The organism is Bacillus altaicus, assembly GCF_042136375.2.
Classification (GTDB): domain Bacteria; phylum Bacillota; class Bacilli; order Bacillales; family Bacillaceae_G; genus Bacillus_A; species Bacillus_A cereus_U.
Genome location: NZ_CM143394.1, coordinates 1,003,014 through 1,020,873, shown reverse-complemented (window position 1 = coordinate 1,020,873; position 17,860 = coordinate 1,003,014). Strand labels below are relative to the sequence as shown.

The following is a 17,860-nucleotide window of genomic DNA, read 5'->3' as shown; positions in this document are numbered from 1 at the left end:
AATATTAACCACCACTCACTGGTGGTATTAGTGCAACTACATCACCAGATTGTATCGTATCATCTTCATTCGCGTACTCTTCATTAATCGCAACCATAATTGGAGCTGACACTGGTACATTATATTCTTTCGCAACAATATCTTTTAACTCTGCAACAGTAATATTTTCTTTCTCTATTTGTAATTCACTCGTTCCTGCTTCTTCTTGCAAGTTCGCAAATAACAATACTCGAATCATATTTATAACTCCTTCCCAGGCTCTCCTGCTGGATATGGTGTTTTTTCTAATTGATCACCAATCCATGAGTCACCATCTTCCCAAAACTCCTTTTTCCAAATCGGAACAATTTGCTTAATACGCTCCATAATATATTCATTCGCTTCATAAGCCTCTTTGCGATGAGGCGTTGATACAGCAACAACAACCGCTATATCAGAAATTTGCAGCGTGCCGATGCGATGCGTAATCGCAACATGTGTACCGGGCCACTTCTCCTTCACTTCTAACCCAATTTTCTGTAGCATCTTTTCTGCCATCGTCTTATAAGCTACATACTCTAAGTATAGTGTACGACGCCCTTTCGTAAACTCCCTAACTGTTCCGATAAATGTTGTGACAGCACCACATTCACGGCGAACTACTTTCTTTGCCACCTCTTCAATCGAGATTTCTGTATCAATTACTTCATAATACGTATTTATCATTTTGCACCCCTAACCGTTTGTAAAAACCAGTCTATATACAATTTTTCTTCTGTTATATGAAATACTTTATATTCTTCTCGTACATTTGACGGAGCATCATACCACGTAATAACCGCCGCTATATTTTCTACTTTATGTAAAAGTTCAGCGTCTTCCGCAGAACGAAGTAACACTATTTTTGGATATTCCTCAGCTTTATAGCCCTCTATTAAAATCGTATCCACTTCAAAAAATTCGTACAAGCGGATAATTTCTTGCAAAGACCATTCATCTCGCAAAGAGGACAGAGATAGTAATCCAGCACCTTCTACACTACTTACTACAGCACCAGCTTTTCGGTGTCTTTCACTATCTTTTTGCGCTACTTCAGGAAATCCCCCGTGACCATGATGTTTAATTGTAGCAACCTTCATTTCTCTTTCAGCTAATGCATGTACCATCTTCTCTACAAGCGTTGTTTTTCCGCTATTTTGATACCCTACTATTTGTAAGATTGAAGAGGCTTTGCCCACGGCCAATCACTTCCCTCAGAGCATTCTAACAATAATACAGACACTTTCATTCCTGCTTCAAATCCTCTCGTTCCTCCAGGCAGCACGATAAAAGCATTTGCATCCGCAAGTGAAGAGACTGCACTTGATTTATCTAAACCGACTGGCATCGCTTGTAGTGCTCCATTAACAATGCTCGCTTTCGCTCTTACAAAACGAGTAAACGGATTTGGCTTTGGAAAATCTTTTTGTAAAATAGCATCAGCTCTATATACGTGAGGATCCTTCGCATGCAAATACGTTTTTATAATTGGGTGCACAAATAATTCGAAACCTACATAACAAGCTGATGGATTACCTGATAAACCGAAAAGTAACTTTCCATCAACTTCAGCTACTGTCGTTACACTTCCAGGTCTCATCGCTATTTTATTAAAGAGTACATTCGCCTGTAACCTTGCATAAATAGCCGGTAAGTAGTCGTAATCTCCTACTGAAACACCGCCCGTTGTAATTAAAATATCAACCTCATCCATCGCTGATTTAACGACTGTAAAACATGCATCTAACTCATCGGCAAGTTGTCCATAGTAACGCACTTTTCCGCCAGCTTTCAGAATTTGAGCTGCAATCATATAAGAGTTACTATTTCTAATTTTTCCTGGTTCTAACGGCTCATGCACTTCTAGTAATTCGCTTCCTGTCGTTACAATACCGACAACAGGCTTTTTTACAACTTTCACAGTGCTATATCCAAACGTCGCTAATAATGCGGCAACACCTGGATTGATTACAACACCTTTCTTAACGAGGACTTGATTTTTTTTTATATCTTCTCCTTTAAATGACACATTGTCACCGTTTTGGAAAGGACGTTTTAACTTCATATATGTACTTTCGTTCCTCTCGAATCCTTCCGTCAGTTCTAGCATTACGACTGCATTGCAATCTTCTGGAATAGCTGCTCCTGTCATAATACGAACCGCCTGAAAAGCCCCTACTTCTTCTGTAAAAACAGATCCTGCTCCGATTTCTCCTATTACTTCAAATTCAACCGGCTGCTCTTGACTCGCTTCCTTCGTATCCTCTGCTCGAATTGCGAAACCATCGTAAGGAGAACGATCAAAGTGAGGAACGTCGTGATCTGAGACAACATCCTCGCCAAGAATCCTCCCGTAACTTTCTGTAATAGAAACTTCTTCTACTTCACCATGCTTAGCGTATTTCATAACCCGCTCTACTGCCTCAGCAACTTGAATCGGGATTCGTTTTTCTACCATTGTTTCTCACCTCATATTTGCAAAATATCTAATCTCGATTACACTTTATATATTAAATCGCAATTACTTCAAGGAGGAATTCCATGTCTTCATTCACACATTTCAACGACCAAGGACGCGCTAAAATGGTTGATATAAGTGACAAAAAAATGACCGTTCGAACAGCAATAGCATGCTCTAGCATTCTCATTACGAAAGAAATTTTTAATAAAATCTCGCACAACGAAATTGGTAAAGGTGACGTATTAGCCGTCGCACAAATTGCAGGTATTATGGCTGCAAAACGTACTTCTGATATTATCCCAATGTGCCATCCTTTATTATTAAAAGGTGTTGACGTCTCTTTCGATTGGAAACAGTCAGAAGAACAATATCGACTACTTATTGAAGTAAAAGTTAAAACAGAAGGTAGTACCGGCGTTGAGATGGAAGCTTTAACAGCCGCTTCCGCTACCGCTCTTACTGTATATGACATGTGTAAAGCCGTTGATAAGGGTATGATTATTGGCGAAACGTACTTACTTGAAAAAACGGGCGGAAAAAATGGAGATTATATTAGAAATTCTTAATCCTACCTTTTCCATTTGAACCTAAAGGATTCCCCTTTAGGTTCAACCTATATATCTTGTATATAGTCGTTTCGCAACATTCATATCATTCGTACCATGAATAAACGCCCTGCCATCTGTAAATAAAACAAAACGATATTCTTCCACTGGAAATGATAATAAATACGGCGTTGCTTTTACATCCACATTTTTTTGTAAGCGCTTTTTAATTTCTTCTAAATTAAAACCCTGACGCACACCTGGACGGATTTGAACTGTATTTCGCCCACATAATACTTCTGTTTTCGTTTGTGCTTCAAATGTTAAACTCGGATATGTACGTAATTTCCCACAAGATAAACATGTATCCTTTTTCTGCCTATTCACTTTAAATGCCATCTGTTGATTATTCCAAAGATCAAATGATAGCATCGTTTCACGAAGTGCCTCAAAATCTTCTACTAATATTTTCAAGGCTTCCGTTATTTGATGTGCAACTACTAATTGCACTGCTGGCTGTATAATACCGGCCGTATCACATGTCGCTCCGCTCGCCGGATGTTCCATTAAACATCGAAAACACGGCGTTTTTCCTGGCAAGATGGTATAAGTTACTCCGTAACTTCCAACGCATCCTCCGTATATCCACGGAACGTTATACATCTGAGATATATCATTAATAAGAAGGCGCGTTTCAAAATTATCTGTCGCATCTAATATTAAATCTACCCCTTTAATTAACTCTTCCATTTCTTGCACCGTTACATCAGTCACAACCGGTACAATTTCGACTTCGGAATTAATTGCCTTTAAATGTTCTGCTGCCGCTATCGCTTTCGGCTTATAATGCTTCGCATCTTCTTCTGTATATAATTGTTGCCTTTGTAAATTACTCCATTCTACATAATCACGATCAGCAATTGTTATTTTTCCAACACCTGCCCTAACAATTGCTTCTGCATTCGCTGCTCCAAGCGCACCAGCACCGATGACGAGCACGTGCTTCCTTCTTATTTTCCATTGCCCTTCTTCCCCAACACCAGAAAATAACATTTGTCTTGAATATCGCTCTTGCATACGACATCCCCCTTTCTTATCCTCCTATATAAGACATTTCAATTTTCGGACGATTTTTCGCACTTTCTTCTGTCCGTTCATCTGAATATCGATCTTTTCTATTCTCCCATACATCTTGTATAGCTTTTAATAACTCATTATCTGAAAGGTTTTCCCTCAGAAGTTTCCTTAAATCCATTCCTTCTGTCGCAAACAAGCAAGTATAAAACTTTCCATCTGCTGAAATTCTTGCTCTCGTACAAGAAGAACAAAATGACTCAGAAACAGAGGTAATAAAACCAACCTCTACATTCGTTCCAACGTATCGATACCGCTTCGCAACCTCCCCAAAATAATGAGCTTCTGCTGGCTCAATTGGATACACCCCATGAATCATATCAATTAATTCTCGTTTCGTAATAACTTGATCAAAATTCCATCCATTCGTACTGCCAACATCCATAAACTCAATAAATCTAAGTGAAATTCCTTGTTCTTTAAAATACGCAGCAACCGGAAGTACTTGATGATCGTTCATCCCTTTTTTCACAACCATATTTACCTTCACTTCAAGGCCTGCTTCTTTCGCTGCCATAATTCCTTTTAACACTGGCTTCGTATTCATATTCCGGCCATTAATTGCGCGGAATACATTATCATCTATCGCATCCAAACTAACATTTACTCGGTGTAATCCAGCTTCTTTTAACGCCTTCGCTTGCTTCGTTAAATGAATCGCATTTGTCGTTAATCCTAGATCTACTAAACCGTCAATTTTCACGAGACGTTCGATAAGTTTTGTTAAATCCTTACGGAGCAATGGCTCACCGCCAGTAAGTCTAATTTTCCGTACACCGATGCTAACAAATAATTTTGCTAATCGCTCGATTTCATCAAATGTCAGTAAAAACTCATCTTTCAAAAAAGCATAATCAGGACCAAACACTTCCGCTGGCATACAATACGTACACCGTAAATTACAACGATCAATGACAGAGATGCGCAAATCTTGAAGTGGGCGTCCGAAAAAATCTTTAACCTTCTCCTGCATCGCCACTCTCCCTTTCTGCCAAATTTTTACCTCTCTTCATTCTATTATAATATATTTTTGAACCGCGATGTTTTTGCTCAAGTGAATAAAGTGAAACTTTAATCAGTGGGGGTTTTGTCCATCCCCACTGATTATTAGCCCACAAATAGAGGGATAAAAAACCTTGAAACATAAAAGTTCCAAGGTTTTTTTGCTTATTAACTTAATCTAATAATAGTTAGAGTAGCTCCTGGCGTTGCCGTAGATAATGTAGCCAACGCAATTACTCCAAATAATTGCAAACTAACGGCAGCTCCAGCGGGTAAGTTAGCAATTATTGTTGCACTAAATGAACCAGCAGCCACTGCTGGGGAGTTTATCGTTCCCGCAAGCGGACTTCCATTTACAGTTATACGCGAACTTACAAGTAATCCTGCCGTTAAATTAATTGTATAGGCTATATAATAATTCCCTGCATTCGCAACTGTAAATACAGTATTTCCACCACTAACGGTTATTCCTGGTCCAATATTTTGATTGTTTGGTAACGGAATATTCGTGCCACCTAACAAAACAGAAATAACACTTCCTGATGTATTATTTGCAAATGCATATGTTGCAGTTGTACTAACTCCAGTCACCCCGGTGGCTCCGGTTGCTCCAGCTCCTGTTGGGCCGGTTGGACCTTGAATTCCTTGTAGCCCTGTTGCTCCCGTGGCTCCCGTGACTCCCGTTGGACCTTGAATTCCTTGTGGGCCTTGCGAACCTGTTGCTCCCGTGTCCCCGGTTGGGCCTTGTGGGCCTTGCAAGCCTTGCACTCCTTGTGGACCTGTTGGACCTATTTCCCCTTGCACACCTTGAATGCCAGTTGGGCCTTGTGGACCGGTCGGACCTTGGATTCCTTGTATCCCTTGAATTCCCTGTGGGCCTTGTGCTCCCGTTGCTCCGGTTGCTCCTTGTATCCCTTGCGGACCTTGTTCTCCTTGAATTCCTTGAGGTCCTGTTGGTCCTTGAATTCCTTGTGGCCCTTGGATTCCTTGCGGACCTTGATCTCCCGTCGCTCCTGTTACTCCTTGTATCCCTTGAGGACCTTGTGCACCTTGTGGACCTGTTGGACCAATTACACCTTGGATTCCTTGTATTCCTTGCGGGCCCTGCAGACCTGTTGCTCCCGTTGCTCCTATATCTCCGGTTGCTCCTGTCACACCTGTAGCTCCCGTTGCTCCTGTATCTCCTGTATCTCCGGTTGCTCCCGTCACACCTGTCGGACCAGGTGGCCCACCCGATGGACCTGTTACTCCTGTTGGTCCCGACGGACCTGTTGGACCACTCGGCCCTGCTGGCCCTCCGGAAGGTCCTGTTACCCCTGTTGAGCCTGTTACGCCCGTTGGGCCTGTAGTTCCCTCACCAGTCGCTCCCGTTGCTCCTGTATCTCCGGTTACTCCCGTCGGACCTTGGATTCCTTGTATTCCTTGTGGACCTTGAACACCTTGCGCTCCCGTCGCACCTATTTCTCCTTGTATTCCTTGCACTCCTTGTGGCCCCATTGGCCCTGTTGGGCCAATTGTACCTTGAGGACCTTGCACTCCTTGTGGGCCCTCTGGTCCTGTTGGACCAATTTGTCCTTGTATCCCTTGTATTCCTTGAATCCCTTGTGCTCCTGTCGCTCCCGTCGGCCCCTGTATACCTTGCACTCCCTGTATACCTTGCTGACCTTCTGGACCTGTTGTACCTACCGGTCCCACTGGTCCTTGTATTCCTTGCTGTCCCTCTGGCCCCGTTGGACCAATTGGCCCTTGTACTCCTTGTATTCCTTGCGGGCCCTGCAGTCCTTCTGGACCTTCTGGACCTGTTGGCCCCAATTCACCCATCGGTCCTTGGATTCCTTGTATTCCTTGTGGACCTGTTGCTCCTATTAGCCCTTGTACTCCTTGTATTCCTTGAGGCCCTTGCTCTCCTGTTGCTCCTGTCACTCCTTGAGGTCCTATAGCCCCCTGTATACCTTGTGTTCCTTGATCTCCCGTCGCTCCCGTTATCCCTTGAATCCCTTGTACTCCTTGTATTCCTTGTTCTCCCGTTATTCCAGTCGGACCAGGAATACCTTGAATCCCCTGCGGACCTTCTGGTCCTGTTGGTCCAAGTGGCCCTTGGATCCCTTGTATTCCTTGTGAGCCCTGTATCCCAGTTGCTCCTGTACTTCCCGTCGGACCTGTTGCACCAGGTACTCCTGGACTTCCTGTCGCCCCAGTATTTCCTGTCGATCCAGTTACTCCTGTACTTCCACTCGGTCCGCCTCCTGGCCCTGTTGCACCAGTTGGACCTGTTGGGCCAGGAGGTCCTCCTGACGGACCGGTTACCCCTGTTGAACCTGTAATTCCTGTTGGGCCTGTAACCCCCTGACCAGTTGCTCCAGTTACCCCTGTACTTCCACTCGGCCCTTGTGGACCAATAAGCCCTTGCACTCCTTGCACTCCTTGGGGGCCAGTTGCTCCTGGTAACCCTTGCACTCCTTGGATTCCTTGAGGTCCCTCTGGTCCAGTAGCTCCAATCGGACCTTGTAATCCCTGTATTCCCTGTATTCCTTGTGCTCCTGTCGTGCCTGTTGAACCAATCGGACCTTGAATTCCTTGCACGCCCTGCAAACCTGTTGCTCCCGTTGCTCCTACTGGTCCCCTCAATCCTTGCGGCCCCTGTTGTCCTTCTGGTCCTGTTGCTCCTATTTGTCCAGCTGGCCCTTGAATCCCTTGCACTCCTTGCGGTCCTGTCGGTCCCATCTCTCCCATCGGACCTTGAAATCCTCTTGGTCCTTGAGGGCCCGTTGGACCTTGTGGACCTTGTGGACCTGTTGGGCCTGTAATCCCTATACCCGTAAATCCAGTTGGAACAGGAGGAAAAGTAGGCCCAATAAGTTCTGGTGGAATTCTAAAATTAGAGTTTAACGAATGTTGTTTCCCTTTATTATCACGCTCTTTCACATTTTCACCACCTACAAACCATCTTTTTACATGAAACAAAACTCTTCTTTTTAATCTATTTACAAAAGCAATCTCCAAGACTACTTTTATTAGACTCTAATTTATTTTATGAAGTGAATTTTTTAATTAAATTAATAAAAACTCCCCTAATTTCCTAGGGGAGTCCAGCTGTTGAATCCATATTATCTGTATTAGGGACAGCTTGCGCTATACCCGATGTATTTACACTTTGCCCCATATTTGTTCCTGTTAAAGTACCAGCAGGAGTACCCCGTGTATATGTTGTCGTCACCGAATCTCCCGGCTGTAAACAAAGCTTCGTCTCCGTCCCTATTACTGTAACAATATCAATCCAAGTGCATCCCATTGAGCCACTATACGATTTCGAAGCAGTAAACGAATTATCACTCAAATTATCACCCGTAAATATATTCCCAGTATTATTAACAATAATAAACTCTTTGATGTGTGCAGGCATACTTACACTCTACCTTTCCTTTATGCACCTAATGTACGTGTACTTGTCGCTAATGGTGGAAGAAATACTGACGTTCTAATCACCGCTTCTGGCTGCCGCTTCCCATTTAAAAAAATAGCCGCACTTGACCCTCCAGCACCAGCGTATATTTTTGCCACATTTAAAGGTGAGATATCATAACAGTCGCCAACATTAACAGCTCCCGTATTATTTATAATTTTTACTTTACGCATGTTAATTCCCATTTCGCCTCCCCCTTTTGTATACTGTATGCAAAAGAAAAAAACTTGAAACAGACTCGTTTCAAGTTTTTAACAATTAACTATTTCGTTTCGCCTTCATATTGAAGCATACCGCCAACCATATTCACTGTTTTAAATCCTTGCTCATTTAAATAATGGCATACATTTTCACTACGCATTCCCGAACGGCAAATAAAGATATATTCATTCTCTTTCTCAAAGAAATCTACTTTATTTGGAATATCGCCCATTTTAATATGTACAGCTTCCGGAATTTTCCCTGCCGCTACTTCTTCATCTTCCCTTACATCTACTAAAAATAAGGTTTCTCCATTTTCTAAACGCTCTTGCACTTCTTCTGTAGTAATCGTCTTTACTTCTGTCATATGTAGTTCCTCCTTATATACAATAAAACCTTCAGTTTCTTCTTTAAACAATCATTTCTCATCAATTTTAGCATGCGAAGGAAGGAACGCAAAGAATGGAACATTTATTTCTCAATTTTTCCGCAAAACTTATTCTTTACAAACATAACTGGCGCATTGTATCCTCAATATACTTGTTTGATGAAAGGAGCCAGTTAAAATGACACTTTTTCTTTTCATTATGGGCATCATTTTCTTAGTTTTTGCAGTTATTGCTCTTAGTATGAAAAATAATAAAAAGATAAAATCCCCTCAAGAAATGTCATTCTTATTTCTATTACTTAGTATAGCTTTCTTCGGTTTATCAGTCGCTTCATATATTTTCCGTCTGCAAATCATGTAAAAAAAGGTGCCTACTATAAATCATGCACCTTTCCACATTCATTATTTCCTACACAAAACTAGATACTTTCCGGTTTAAAAACTCATAAACTTTCTTTTCAAACAAATGAACATCTAACGCTCCTGCCATATGCCCATTTATACTTTCTATCTCATATACTTCTGCATACTTCCCTTGCTTTTGCAAAATTTCTACCATTTTATAATTTGAACGAGGCGGCTGAAGTAAATCTTGTTTGCATGGAATCATGAGTACATTCGCTTCAATCTTAGAAAGAGCCTCTTCTAAGGAAGAAAATCCATGTGCAACATCATGTAATAAGACCGCTTTCGTAGTGTACATCCATGAATTTGCATCTACTAAATCTATACTTTTACATGTCACTTTATTTATTTCTTTCTCAAATGATGTTAGTGCAGAGAATTGCTGATAAGGTGCCATTTCTATACTGTTCCGCGGGAATGCCATTTCATAAAAATGTTCATCAAATGCGTTCATAAACATCATTTTATTCGCTAAATGAAGCCCCTTCGTTGGTTGCTCCTCTCCGTACTTTCCACCTTTCCAATTTGGATCAAGCTGAATTGCTTCAATCGCATTTTGCGCTACATTTCCCGACGTTATAATTGGATTTTGTGGATTCGTAATAACTCCAATCATTCGTTCTACCATATGAGGATAGTGGACAGCCCATTGCTGCGCAATCATCCCACCTGCCGATGGTCCCATTACAGCATGTAATCTAGCAATCCCCATATCTTTTATTAACTCATATTGCATACGTGCTACATCTAAAAATGTGAAAACTGGAAAATCCATCGCATACTCAAAACCAGTCATCGGATTTATCGATTTTGGTCCCGTTGTAATCACATAGGGGTTCTTCACCTGTACATTACAAAGGTTATCAGTACATATAACGAAATATTTATTTGTATCAATTGCTTTCCCAGGTCCAATTAATCCATCCCACCAACCAGCTTCCTCATCATGCTCTGTATATTTTCCTGCGGCATGACTTGTTGCACTAAAATAGTGACAAACCAAAATCCCATTTGATCTTTCTCTATTTAAAGCACCATACGTCTCATACCCCATTTGAACAGGAATTCCCCTACCATTTTCAAACACAAACTCTTTTAAAACAAACTTCTCCTTTTTTACAATTTGCACAGACTCGCCTTCTTCCCGTCATTTTATGAACTGCTTACTAAAGGATTTTTTCTATGCAAACCAATCTCCTCCTTCTTTTCATAAATAAATGAATAATATACAAAATTAGCCACAAAATAGCACTATATTACACAATTAAAGAGGGCATATATATGATTTGGAATTGGTTACGTAAGAAAAAAAATTCAAATACAAAAGAGACAGATGATTCGAAACAACAGTCTGATGATCAAAAGGAACATAACAAAGATAAGAATGACGAGGCAAAAAGCACGGAACAAACTGATGATTCTTCTCAAAATAAACGGCAAGACTCTAAACAAGATAATTCTTCTCAAAATAAGCAACAAAACTCTAAACAAGAGGATTCTTCTCAAAACAAACAACAAAGTTCTAAGCAAGAGGATTCTTCTCAAAACAAACAGCAAAATTCTAAACAAGAGGATAATTCTCAAAACAAGCAGCAAAACTCTAAACAAGAGGATAATTCTCAAAACAAACAGCAAAGTTCTAAGCAAGAAGATAATTCTCTAAACAAGCAGCAAAATTCTAAACAAGAGGATAATTCTCAAAACAAACAGCAAAGTTCTAAGCAAGAAGATAATTCTCAAAACAAACAGCAAAACTCTAAACAAGAGGATAATTCTCAAAACAAACAGCAAAGTTCTAAACAAGAGGATAATTCTCAAAACAAACAGCAAAGTTCTAAACAAGAGGATAATTCTCAAAGCAAACAACAAAATTCTAAGCAAAAGGATTCTTCTCAAGACACGCAGCAAAATTCTAAGCAAGAGGATAATTCTCAAAATAAGCAGCAAAGTTCTAAACAAGAGGATAATTCTCAAAACAAACAACAAAGCTCAGGAAGTAACAGCATTTATGACTTTAGCAAGCCAGAAAATGACCATATTCATTCTCTACAAGATTTAATAGAGAAGCTGAAACAGTCTAGTGATTTTGTTAATTACCACACATCTGACGATGAAACGATGCCATATTGGATTTCTTACTATCGCCCTTCACTTGATGGTGAGAAATTGCAAAAGTATTTAATGCCTACTCTAATGGAACGTCCTTGCGCTCCATTAGAAGAATTAAAAGAACATATTCCAATGAGTGGTATAACGATTACGAACGACTTACAAAAAATTGAGGACATGGTTTTAAAGGGACATGCGATTATTCAATTGAATCAGCAAGATCAAAAATGTATGCTTGCAAACATTGCAATTGATAATTATCGTGCACCAACTCCTCCATTAAATGAATCCACCGTTATCGGGCCACAAGAAGGATTCGTAGAAGATATTGATACGAATATTAATTTAGTAAGAAAACGCCTTCCTGTTTTAGAGTTACAAACAAAAGAAATGATTATCGGAGAGTTCTCAAAAACAAAAGTCGTTATGATGTATTTAAATAACTTAGCTGAGAAAGATAATGTAGATTTTCTAGAGGAATCATTACGTTCTCTTGAATATGATCAAATTAACGATAGTGCATATATACAAGAATTAATGGGGGAAAAATCCATTTTCCCGCTCTATATAAATACAGAGCGGACTGACAGAGTTACAAAGGCACTTATTGATGGCAAAATCGCTATTTTTGTTGATGGTTCTCCAAGTGTCCTCTTAACTCCTGTATCATATTTTGATTTTTTCATTTCACCAGAAGACTATAACGTTTCTTGGTTATACGCTACATTCTCAAGGATTTTAAGATTGATCGCTGTTTTATTCTCAATTTGCGCGACACCATTATATGTTGCCACTTTAAACTATCACTATGAATTAGTTCCTAGTGATTTATTGGAAACGTTAATTTTATCAAGGGCGCAAGTACCGTTTCCACCTTTAATTGAAGCACTCTTCTTAGAACTTGCCATTGATTTATTAAGAGAAGCTGGTGCGAGATTACCAATGAAAGTTGGTCAAACACTTGGTATTGTAGGCGGTATCGTAATCGGGCAGGCATCTGTACAAGCTGGTTTAACGAGTAATATTTTATTAATTATCGTTGCCTTATCAGCACTTGCATCCTTTATTACACCTATTTATAAAATGGGTAACGCCGTTCGTTTACTGCGTTTCCCATTTCTCGCCTTTGCAGAAATAGGTGGTCTATTTGGTATCTCTCTTGGATTTATCTTTTTATTTACCCATCTTTTTAGACTAACTTCTTTACGTAAACCGTACGCGCTTTTTTATCCAACTAGACAACAATCAATGAAAGATTCATGGATTCGTTTTCCATTAACGATGATTGATACACGAGATGTACAAGCGAGACCACAGCATGTGAAAAAGTCAGCAAAAGGAATTTCAACAAAACATAGATCGGATTTTGATGATTAAGAAATGAGGTGCATTGATGAGTAAAGTTCAAGAAAAATATCAAATATCTCCTATTTTTGTTTTCTTCTTAATTCACAGTGCACAGTTTGGTGCTGGCGTTCTCGGGTTTGCTCGAATTATAGCAAAAGTCGCTGGATACGACAGCTGGATGGGAGTTCTAATCACAGGAATCTGTATCCATATTCTTATATGGATGATGTATTTCTTATTAAAAGAAACAAACGGGAATTTAATTGATTTACATCGACAAACATTTGGAAAATGGCTAGGAAACGGTATTAGTCTTATCTTTATGATGTATTTTTTAACCGTCAGTATTTCTGTCATTCGAACATACGTTGAAATTATTCAAGTGTGGATGTTCCCTACCGCTTCAACTTGGATGTTAACACTCTTTTTATGCTTAGTTAGCTATTACATTATTTCTTCCGGATTTCGTGTAATTACTGGCATTTGCGTTATCGCTATTGGCGGTACATTAGGATATTTATTTCTTAGCCTTTTCGTTTTGAAGTACTCACATTGGGATAATTTACTTCCTATGTTTACACACTCTTTTTCAGATATATTAAAAGCTGCACACCTTTCAATATATAGTATGTCCGGATTTGAGGTCTATCTTATGGTATATCCATTTGTAAAACAACCTAAAAAATCGCATAAATTCGCTCAATACGGAGCACTGTTTTCAAACCTGTTATATTTATTCAGTACTCTTTTAGCCTTTACTTTTTTTAGTGAAAAACAATTATTTAAAACAATCTGGTCTCAACTCTCTATGACCCAAGTAATTCAACTTCCCTTCATAGAAAGGCTAGAATATATTGCAATTTCAGCTTATGCACTCGTTATTGTTACAAGTTCCATCCTTCCTTTATGGGCGGCAATGAGAGGAACTCACGAAATATTTCGCGTAAAACAAAGAGGGGTTCTAATCACGTTTATCCTTATCACCCTCATTGTTTCACAACTTTTAACAAACAGACACGATATTAATAATTTTATTAGTAATGCATCAAAAGTTAGTTTTTGGCTCATTTATGTATACATCCCAATCCTATTTATCATTGTGTGGGTGAAAAGAAAATGGAAAAAATCAAAAGCAAAAGCAAATTAATACTTATTTCTTGTATAACACTCTTCAGTCTAACTGGATGTTTACAAAAAAATATTATCGATGATGTACAACTTATTCAAGGAACTGTTTTCGATGTAGCAAAGGATAATAAAGTAAAAGTGACATTCGTTTGTCCCATTCAGCGAAAAGGAAATAAAGTTCAAGTTTTTGAAGGAACGGCAAATGCGGTAAAACAAGTAAAAGCAGACACATCTTTAGAATCTTCTCAACCATTTGCGAGCGGACAAATGCGAGTTGCTCTATTTACTACAAAAATTGCAAAAAAAGGAATGTCTACTACATTTGACACATTAATTCGAGATGTGAATATAGGGAACGCTTTATATGTTGCTTTATTAGAGGGAAGTGGCACTGAACTTTTAAAAGGAAAATATACGACTTCATCCAATGTTGCAATTTATATAAAGAAATTGCTAGAACATAACATGGAAACTGGTCCTTTACCAAAGGATAACCTGCATATAGGAGCATTCCGTTATTATCAAGAAGGGCAAGACTACTATATTCCGATTTTAAAGAAACATGCTGACAAAATAAAAATCATTGGAATTGGTCTTTTTAAAAAGGATAAATATATCGGTAAAATTGAGGAAAAAGATATGTTCATATTTAAAGGACTGTTAGAGAAACACAGATTAGATTCACATGAATTTAAAACGGATTCTGCGTACGTAATGATTAATAATATTCGTTCTGTTCCAACTTACGATATAAAAATAAAAAACGGTAAGCCTTCTTTTTTTATTCATGTTAAGCTTGATGCTCGTATTCAAGAATTATCGAAACAAATTAACTTAGAAAATGCAAAGAACACAAACAACATTGAAAAAGCCATCCAAAAACAATTGGATACACAGGGGAACAAACTAATTAAACAGTTTAAATCTTTAGGTGTCGATCCTCTCGGGCTAGGAGCTAAATATAAGCAACATTATCGCCCATTCAAATTAGAAGAGTGGAAACGAATGTACAAAGATGTTCCTGTTAAAATAAAATACACCGTAAATATTACAAATTCTGGTGTGATTGAATAAGTTAATGATTGAACTCCCCTCTCTGGCATGGTACAACGGAGAGGGGAGTTTTTATTTTTAAATAGAGAAAAGGGATATTTACGGGGGAGCTTATGTCTAAAAAATTAGTAAAACCTATTTTAAATGGTATTTTATTTCTCGGCGTCTTTTTATTTGCTCATACATACTTAAAAAATGTTTCTTTCACACGTTATTTGCTTGTTGTTATACCAATGTTACTTGTTGGTATGTTTGGCATCGACCTTATTTTATCTATTTTAATTAAAAAAGAAGAATAACGAGCGAACATCTTATTTCTATAAGATGTTCTTTTCATTTCATAATCACCTTATGTTACAATGAAATTCGGCACAAAGCGAGAAAGGATGAAACAACATGACAAACGAAAAAGGTTTAGATAAAGGATACGAACTTGTTGCAAAAATGCATGAAGAATTCGGACATCCTGTGACAAATACTCCAACAAAACTAACAGAAGAGCGTGCAAAAATTCGTGCTAGCTTTATGCAAGAAGAGTTAGAAGAATTTCTAGAAGCAACCACTGTTGAAGATCAATATGATGCACTTATTGACCTTATTTACTTTGCATTCGGAACGTTTGCAGAAATGGGCGTACGTCCAGATAAAGGATTTGAAATTGTAAACAACGCTAACATGGCAAAACTATTCCCTGATGGGAAACCTCGCTTCCGTGAAGGCGACGGCAAAATTTTAAAACCTGAAGGCTGGCAAGCACCAGAACCACAACTTCGTGCTGAAATCGAACGCCAACGTCAAGAGGTATTGGCAAACACAGGTAAATAATGTAAGAGAAACTGCTAAGAATATTCTTAGCAGTTTTTTGTACTATCATTCACAGGTCATGAACTTCGTATTTTACTAATGAATCAATATCGCATTTCGAACTGCAAATATGTTTTTCCTCAAAATAAAAAATCCCCTTGTACACAAGAGAATTTTTCATGTAATTCATTAATGTCCCACATGTCCAGCATGACCCGCTGCTCCAGCTGTAATTCCAGCTGTTCCCGCTGCAGTTCCAGCTCCTCCACCGTACCAAATTTGTTGTTGCCCTTGATGATTTTGTTGTCCTTGATGATGTTGCTGCCCTTGGTGGTGATGTTGTCCTTGATGATGTTGCTGCCCTTGATGGTGATGTTGCCCTTGGTGATGGTGTTGCCCTTGATGATGGTGTTGTCCTTGATGATGGTGTTGCCCTTGATGATGGTGTTGTCCTTGATGATGGTGTTGCCCTTGATGATGGTGTTGCCCTTGATGATGGTGTTGCCCTTGATGATGGTGTTGCCCTTGATGATGGTGTTGTGTTTGAAAAAGAACAGCCTGCGGATGAATTTGGTGATGACCGTGGTGATGTACTTGTTGTTGATGGTGACCGTGGTGCTGATGATGGCCATGTTGTTGATGGTGACCGTGGTGTTGATGATGACCGTGGTGCTGATGATGACCGTGGTGCTGATGATGACCGTGGTGCTGATGATGACCGTGGTGCTGATGATGACCATGGTGCACATGATGACCGTGAACACCTTGTGGGAAACCACCAACTCCACCAGCTACAACACCGACGCCAGGTACAGGAAATCCTGTTTGTACGCCTCCCACGAAATATGGAAATGTAGTTGGCATACCTACAGGCACTCCTCCTTGTGCTCCTTCTACAAAAGATGGAAATGTAGTTGGCATACCTACAGGTACTCCTCCTTGTGCTCCTCCCACGAAAGATGGAAATGTAGTTGGCATACCTACAGGCACTCCTCCTTGTGCTCCTCCTACTAATGTCGGAATTCCTGTTTGTGCTCCAGCTACTGATGTTGGAAATCCTCCTTGTGTTCCCCCCATCCAACTTGGGATTCCACCATACCCGTGTTGCCCATCTCCTCCCATGAACATCATTTGTCCATAACTATCCGATCCACCTCCGAAGAAGCCATGTGGTGCATTATTGTCCATCCCTTTCATTCCTTTCACCTCTTCTTCTCAATTTAACCTACCTTTTTTATCATATTTCCTATAGAAGAATAGGTGTTTGTCTATATGGGAATTCCGCACCTTTTTCTTCGCTCTTCATTCATGATAGGATTAATTGACTGATTATTTTTTCTTCATTCGAAAGGAGGCATTTCCATTGGAGAACGTAGCAAAGGCTTCAATCGACGATTTAGATTCAATCGTACATATAGATATCGATGTGATCGGAGACGATAGTAGACGAAATTATATTAAACACGCTATTGATGAAGGAAAATGCATAATTGCAAAAGAGGACAATTCTATTTCCGGTTTTCTAACATACGATACAAATTTCTTTGGTTGTACTTTCCTCTCATTAATAATTGTTTCGCCAACGAAAAGAAGACAAGGTCATGCAAGCTCATTAATCTCATATATGTTAAATAATTCTCCTACTCAAAAAATATTTTCTTCAGCGAACGAATCGAATACAAATATGCAAAAAGTTTTTAAAGCGAATGGATTTATGCGTAGTGGAATAATCGAAAACTTAGATGAAGGTGATCCAGAGATTATTTTTCACATAAAAAAGCTCAGAGCATAAACGCTCTGAG

The 17,860-nt window shown here is 39.4% G+C and carries 20 protein-coding genes; 8 read left to right on the top strand and 12 right to left on the bottom strand.

Translation table 11 applies throughout. The features are described from left to right. Nucleotides 1-4 precede the first annotated feature (4 nt). From moaD to ACE38F_RS05295, 4 genes are read right to left on the bottom strand one after another with little or no spacing between them, the layout of a single operon-like run. Nucleotides 5-238, bottom strand: coding sequence for a molybdopterin converting factor subunit 1 (gene moaD, locus ACE38F_RS05310; protein WP_000621795.1), 234 nt, complete (start codon nucleotides 236-238; stop codon nucleotides 5-7). A gap of 2 nt (nucleotides 239-240) precedes the next feature. Further along, the gene (gene moaE / locus ACE38F_RS05305) at nucleotides 241-705 is read right to left on the bottom strand and encodes a molybdopterin synthase catalytic subunit MoaE (RefSeq protein ID WP_215554459.1); all 465 of its coding nucleotides are present in this window, start codon (nucleotides 703-705) and stop codon (nucleotides 241-243) included. Then, nucleotides 702-1,223: a molybdopterin-guanine dinucleotide biosynthesis protein B gene (mobB, locus tag ACE38F_RS05300; protein ID WP_002145314.1), complete on the bottom strand. Its 522-nt coding sequence runs from the start codon at nucleotides 1,221-1,223 to the stop codon at nucleotides 702-704. The genes moaE and mobB overlap by 4 nt, the downstream gene beginning before the upstream one ends. Next, nucleotides 1,187-2,476: a molybdopterin molybdotransferase MoeA gene (locus ACE38F_RS05295; RefSeq protein WP_341305575.1), complete on the bottom strand. Its 1,290-nt coding sequence runs from the start codon at nucleotides 2,474-2,476 to the stop codon at nucleotides 1,187-1,189. Before ACE38F_RS05295 ends, mobB begins: the two co-directional genes overlap by 37 nt. A gap of 83 nt (nucleotides 2,477-2,559) precedes the next feature. Between ACE38F_RS05295 and moaC the strand changes: the two genes are divergently transcribed. Then, entirely contained in the window at nucleotides 2,560-3,045 is a 486-nt protein-coding gene (gene moaC, locus ACE38F_RS05290; protein WP_375370043.1) for a cyclic pyranopterin monophosphate synthase MoaC, read from the top strand. A 42-nt stretch (nucleotides 3,046-3,087) separates the two neighbouring features. Here moaC and ACE38F_RS05285 read toward each other — a convergent pair whose 3' ends face one another. The 6 genes from ACE38F_RS05285 to ACE38F_RS05260 all read right to left on the bottom strand — a co-directional run bounded on the left by ACE38F_RS05285 (nucleotide 3,088) and on the right by ACE38F_RS05260 (nucleotide 9,191). Continuing rightward, nucleotides 3,088-4,101, bottom strand: a complete 1,014-nt coding sequence (locus ACE38F_RS05285) for a molybdopterin-synthase adenylyltransferase MoeB (RefSeq protein WP_375370044.1) — start codon at nucleotides 4,099-4,101, stop codon at nucleotides 3,088-3,090. A 16-nt stretch (nucleotides 4,102-4,117) separates the two neighbouring features. Next, nucleotides 4,118-5,131, bottom strand: a complete 1,014-nt coding sequence (gene moaA / locus ACE38F_RS05280; RefSeq protein WP_375370045.1) for a GTP 3',8-cyclase MoaA — start codon at nucleotides 5,129-5,131, stop codon at nucleotides 4,118-4,120. Nucleotides 5,132-5,328: 197 nt separating this feature from the next. Then, nucleotides 5,329-8,085 (bottom strand): BclA-related collagen-like exosporium protein, encoded by a 2,757-nt coding sequence (locus tag ACE38F_RS05275; RefSeq protein WP_375370046.1) that lies wholly within the window; start codon nucleotides 8,083-8,085, stop codon nucleotides 5,329-5,331. A gap of 154 nt (nucleotides 8,086-8,239) precedes the next feature. Next, complete coding sequence (locus ACE38F_RS05270; RefSeq protein ID WP_375370047.1) at nucleotides 8,240-8,563, bottom strand: hypothetical protein; 324 nt, start codon at nucleotides 8,561-8,563, stop codon at nucleotides 8,240-8,242. Between the two features lie 20 nt (nucleotides 8,564-8,583). Continuing rightward, complete coding sequence (locus tag ACE38F_RS05265; RefSeq protein WP_375370048.1) at nucleotides 8,584-8,808, bottom strand: spore germination protein; 225 nt, start codon at nucleotides 8,806-8,808, stop codon at nucleotides 8,584-8,586. A 77-nt stretch (nucleotides 8,809-8,885) separates the two neighbouring features. Then, nucleotides 8,886-9,191, bottom strand: coding sequence for a rhodanese-like domain-containing protein (locus ACE38F_RS05260; RefSeq protein WP_000141214.1), 306 nt, complete (start codon nucleotides 9,189-9,191; stop codon nucleotides 8,886-8,888). 199 nt (nucleotides 9,192-9,390) lie between these two features. Here ACE38F_RS05260 and ACE38F_RS05255 point away from each other — a divergent pair, with 199 nt between their 5' ends. Then, nucleotides 9,391-9,573: a hypothetical protein gene (locus ACE38F_RS05255; protein WP_002015640.1), complete on the top strand. Its 183-nt coding sequence runs from the start codon at nucleotides 9,391-9,393 to the stop codon at nucleotides 9,571-9,573. Nucleotides 9,574-9,621: 48 nt separating this feature from the next. Here ACE38F_RS05255 and ACE38F_RS05250 read toward each other — a convergent pair whose 3' ends face one another. After that, nucleotides 9,622-10,746: a homoserine O-acetyltransferase family protein gene (locus tag ACE38F_RS05250; RefSeq protein ID WP_375370049.1), complete on the bottom strand. Its 1,125-nt coding sequence runs from the start codon at nucleotides 10,744-10,746 to the stop codon at nucleotides 9,622-9,624. Nucleotides 10,747-10,898: 152 nt separating this feature from the next. Between ACE38F_RS05250 and ACE38F_RS05245 the strand changes: the two genes are divergently transcribed. The 5 genes from ACE38F_RS05245 to ACE38F_RS05225 all read left to right on the top strand — a co-directional run bounded on the left by ACE38F_RS05245 (nucleotide 10,899) and on the right by ACE38F_RS05225 (nucleotide 16,079). Beyond that, on the top strand, nucleotides 10,899-13,103 hold the full coding sequence (locus tag ACE38F_RS05245; RefSeq protein ID WP_375370050.1) for a spore germination protein: 2,205 nt from the start codon (nucleotides 10,899-10,901) through the stop codon (nucleotides 13,101-13,103). A 16-nt stretch (nucleotides 13,104-13,119) separates the two neighbouring features. Next, nucleotides 13,120-14,220, top strand: a complete 1,101-nt coding sequence (locus ACE38F_RS05240; protein ID WP_375370051.1) for a spore germination protein — start codon at nucleotides 13,120-13,122, stop codon at nucleotides 14,218-14,220. Beyond that, on the top strand, nucleotides 14,190-15,275 hold the full coding sequence (locus tag ACE38F_RS05235) for a Ger(x)C family spore germination protein (RefSeq protein ID WP_078173954.1): 1,086 nt from the start codon (nucleotides 14,190-14,192) through the stop codon (nucleotides 15,273-15,275). The genes ACE38F_RS05240 and ACE38F_RS05235 overlap by 31 nt, the downstream gene beginning before the upstream one ends. Nucleotides 15,276-15,367: 92 nt before the next feature. Next, complete coding sequence (locus tag ACE38F_RS05230) at nucleotides 15,368-15,553, top strand: hypothetical protein (protein WP_000038783.1); 186 nt, start codon at nucleotides 15,368-15,370, stop codon at nucleotides 15,551-15,553. A gap of 97 nt (nucleotides 15,554-15,650) precedes the next feature. Then, entirely contained in the window at nucleotides 15,651-16,079 is a 429-nt protein-coding gene (locus ACE38F_RS05225; RefSeq protein ID WP_199659275.1) for a pyrophosphohydrolase domain-containing protein, read from the top strand. Nucleotides 16,080-16,247: 168 nt separating this feature from the next. Here ACE38F_RS05225 and ACE38F_RS05220 read toward each other — a convergent pair whose 3' ends face one another. After that, nucleotides 16,248-17,255, bottom strand: coding sequence for a VrrB protein (locus tag ACE38F_RS05220; protein WP_375370052.1), 1,008 nt, complete (start codon nucleotides 17,253-17,255; stop codon nucleotides 16,248-16,250). A 166-nt stretch (nucleotides 17,256-17,421) separates the two neighbouring features. Between ACE38F_RS05220 and ACE38F_RS05215 the strand changes: the two genes are divergently transcribed. Next, the gene (locus tag ACE38F_RS05215) at nucleotides 17,422-17,850 is read left to right on the top strand and encodes a GNAT family N-acetyltransferase (protein ID WP_375370053.1); all 429 of its coding nucleotides are present in this window, start codon (nucleotides 17,422-17,424) and stop codon (nucleotides 17,848-17,850) included. Nucleotides 17,851-17,860: the final 10 nt, after the last annotated feature.

Coding starts and splice junctions, on each gene's coding strand:
- ACE38F_RS05270 (WP_375370047.1), bottom strand. CDS start 8,563: ATGCCTGCACACATCAAAGAGTTTATTATTGTTAATAATACTGGGAAT.
- moaD (WP_000621795.1), bottom strand. CDS start 238: ATGATTCGAGTATTGTTATTTGCGAACTTGCAAGAAGAAGCAGGAACG.
- ACE38F_RS05230 (WP_000038783.1), top strand. CDS start 15,368: ATGTCTAAAAAATTAGTAAAACCTATTTTAAATGGTATTTTATTTCTC.
- moaA (WP_375370045.1), bottom strand. CDS start 5,131: ATGCAGGAGAAGGTTAAAGATTTTTTCGGACGCCCACTTCAAGATTTG.
- ACE38F_RS05295 (WP_341305575.1), bottom strand. CDS start 2,476: ATGGTAGAAAAACGAATCCCGATTCAAGTTGCTGAGGCAGTAGAGCGG.
- ACE38F_RS05285 (WP_375370044.1), bottom strand. CDS start 4,101: ATGCAAGAGCGATATTCAAGACAAATGTTATTTTCTGGTGTTGGGGAA.
- ACE38F_RS05240 (WP_375370051.1), top strand. CDS start 13,120: ATGAGTAAAGTTCAAGAAAAATATCAAATATCTCCTATTTTTGTTTTC.
- ACE38F_RS05220 (WP_375370052.1), bottom strand. CDS start 17,255: ATGAAAGGGATGGACAATAATGCACCACATGGCTTCTTCGGAGGTGGA.
- ACE38F_RS05265 (WP_375370048.1), bottom strand. CDS start 8,808: ATGGGAATTAACATGCGTAAAGTAAAAATTATAAATAATACGGGAGCT.
- ACE38F_RS05260 (WP_000141214.1), bottom strand. CDS start 9,191: ATGACAGAAGTAAAGACGATTACTACAGAAGAAGTGCAAGAGCGTTTA.
- ACE38F_RS05225 (WP_199659275.1), top strand. CDS start 15,651: ATGACAAACGAAAAAGGTTTAGATAAAGGATACGAACTTGTTGCAAAA.
- ACE38F_RS05255 (WP_002015640.1), top strand. CDS start 9,391: ATGACACTTTTTCTTTTCATTATGGGCATCATTTTCTTAGTTTTTGCA.
- ACE38F_RS05245 (WP_375370050.1), top strand. CDS start 10,899: ATGATTTGGAATTGGTTACGTAAGAAAAAAAATTCAAATACAAAAGAG.
- ACE38F_RS05235 (WP_078173954.1), top strand. CDS start 14,190: ATGGAAAAAATCAAAAGCAAAAGCAAATTAATACTTATTTCTTGTATA.
- moaC (WP_375370043.1), top strand. CDS start 2,560: ATGTCTTCATTCACACATTTCAACGACCAAGGACGCGCTAAAATGGTT.
- moaE (WP_215554459.1), bottom strand. CDS start 705: ATGATAAATACGTATTATGAAGTAATTGATACAGAAATCTCGATTGAA.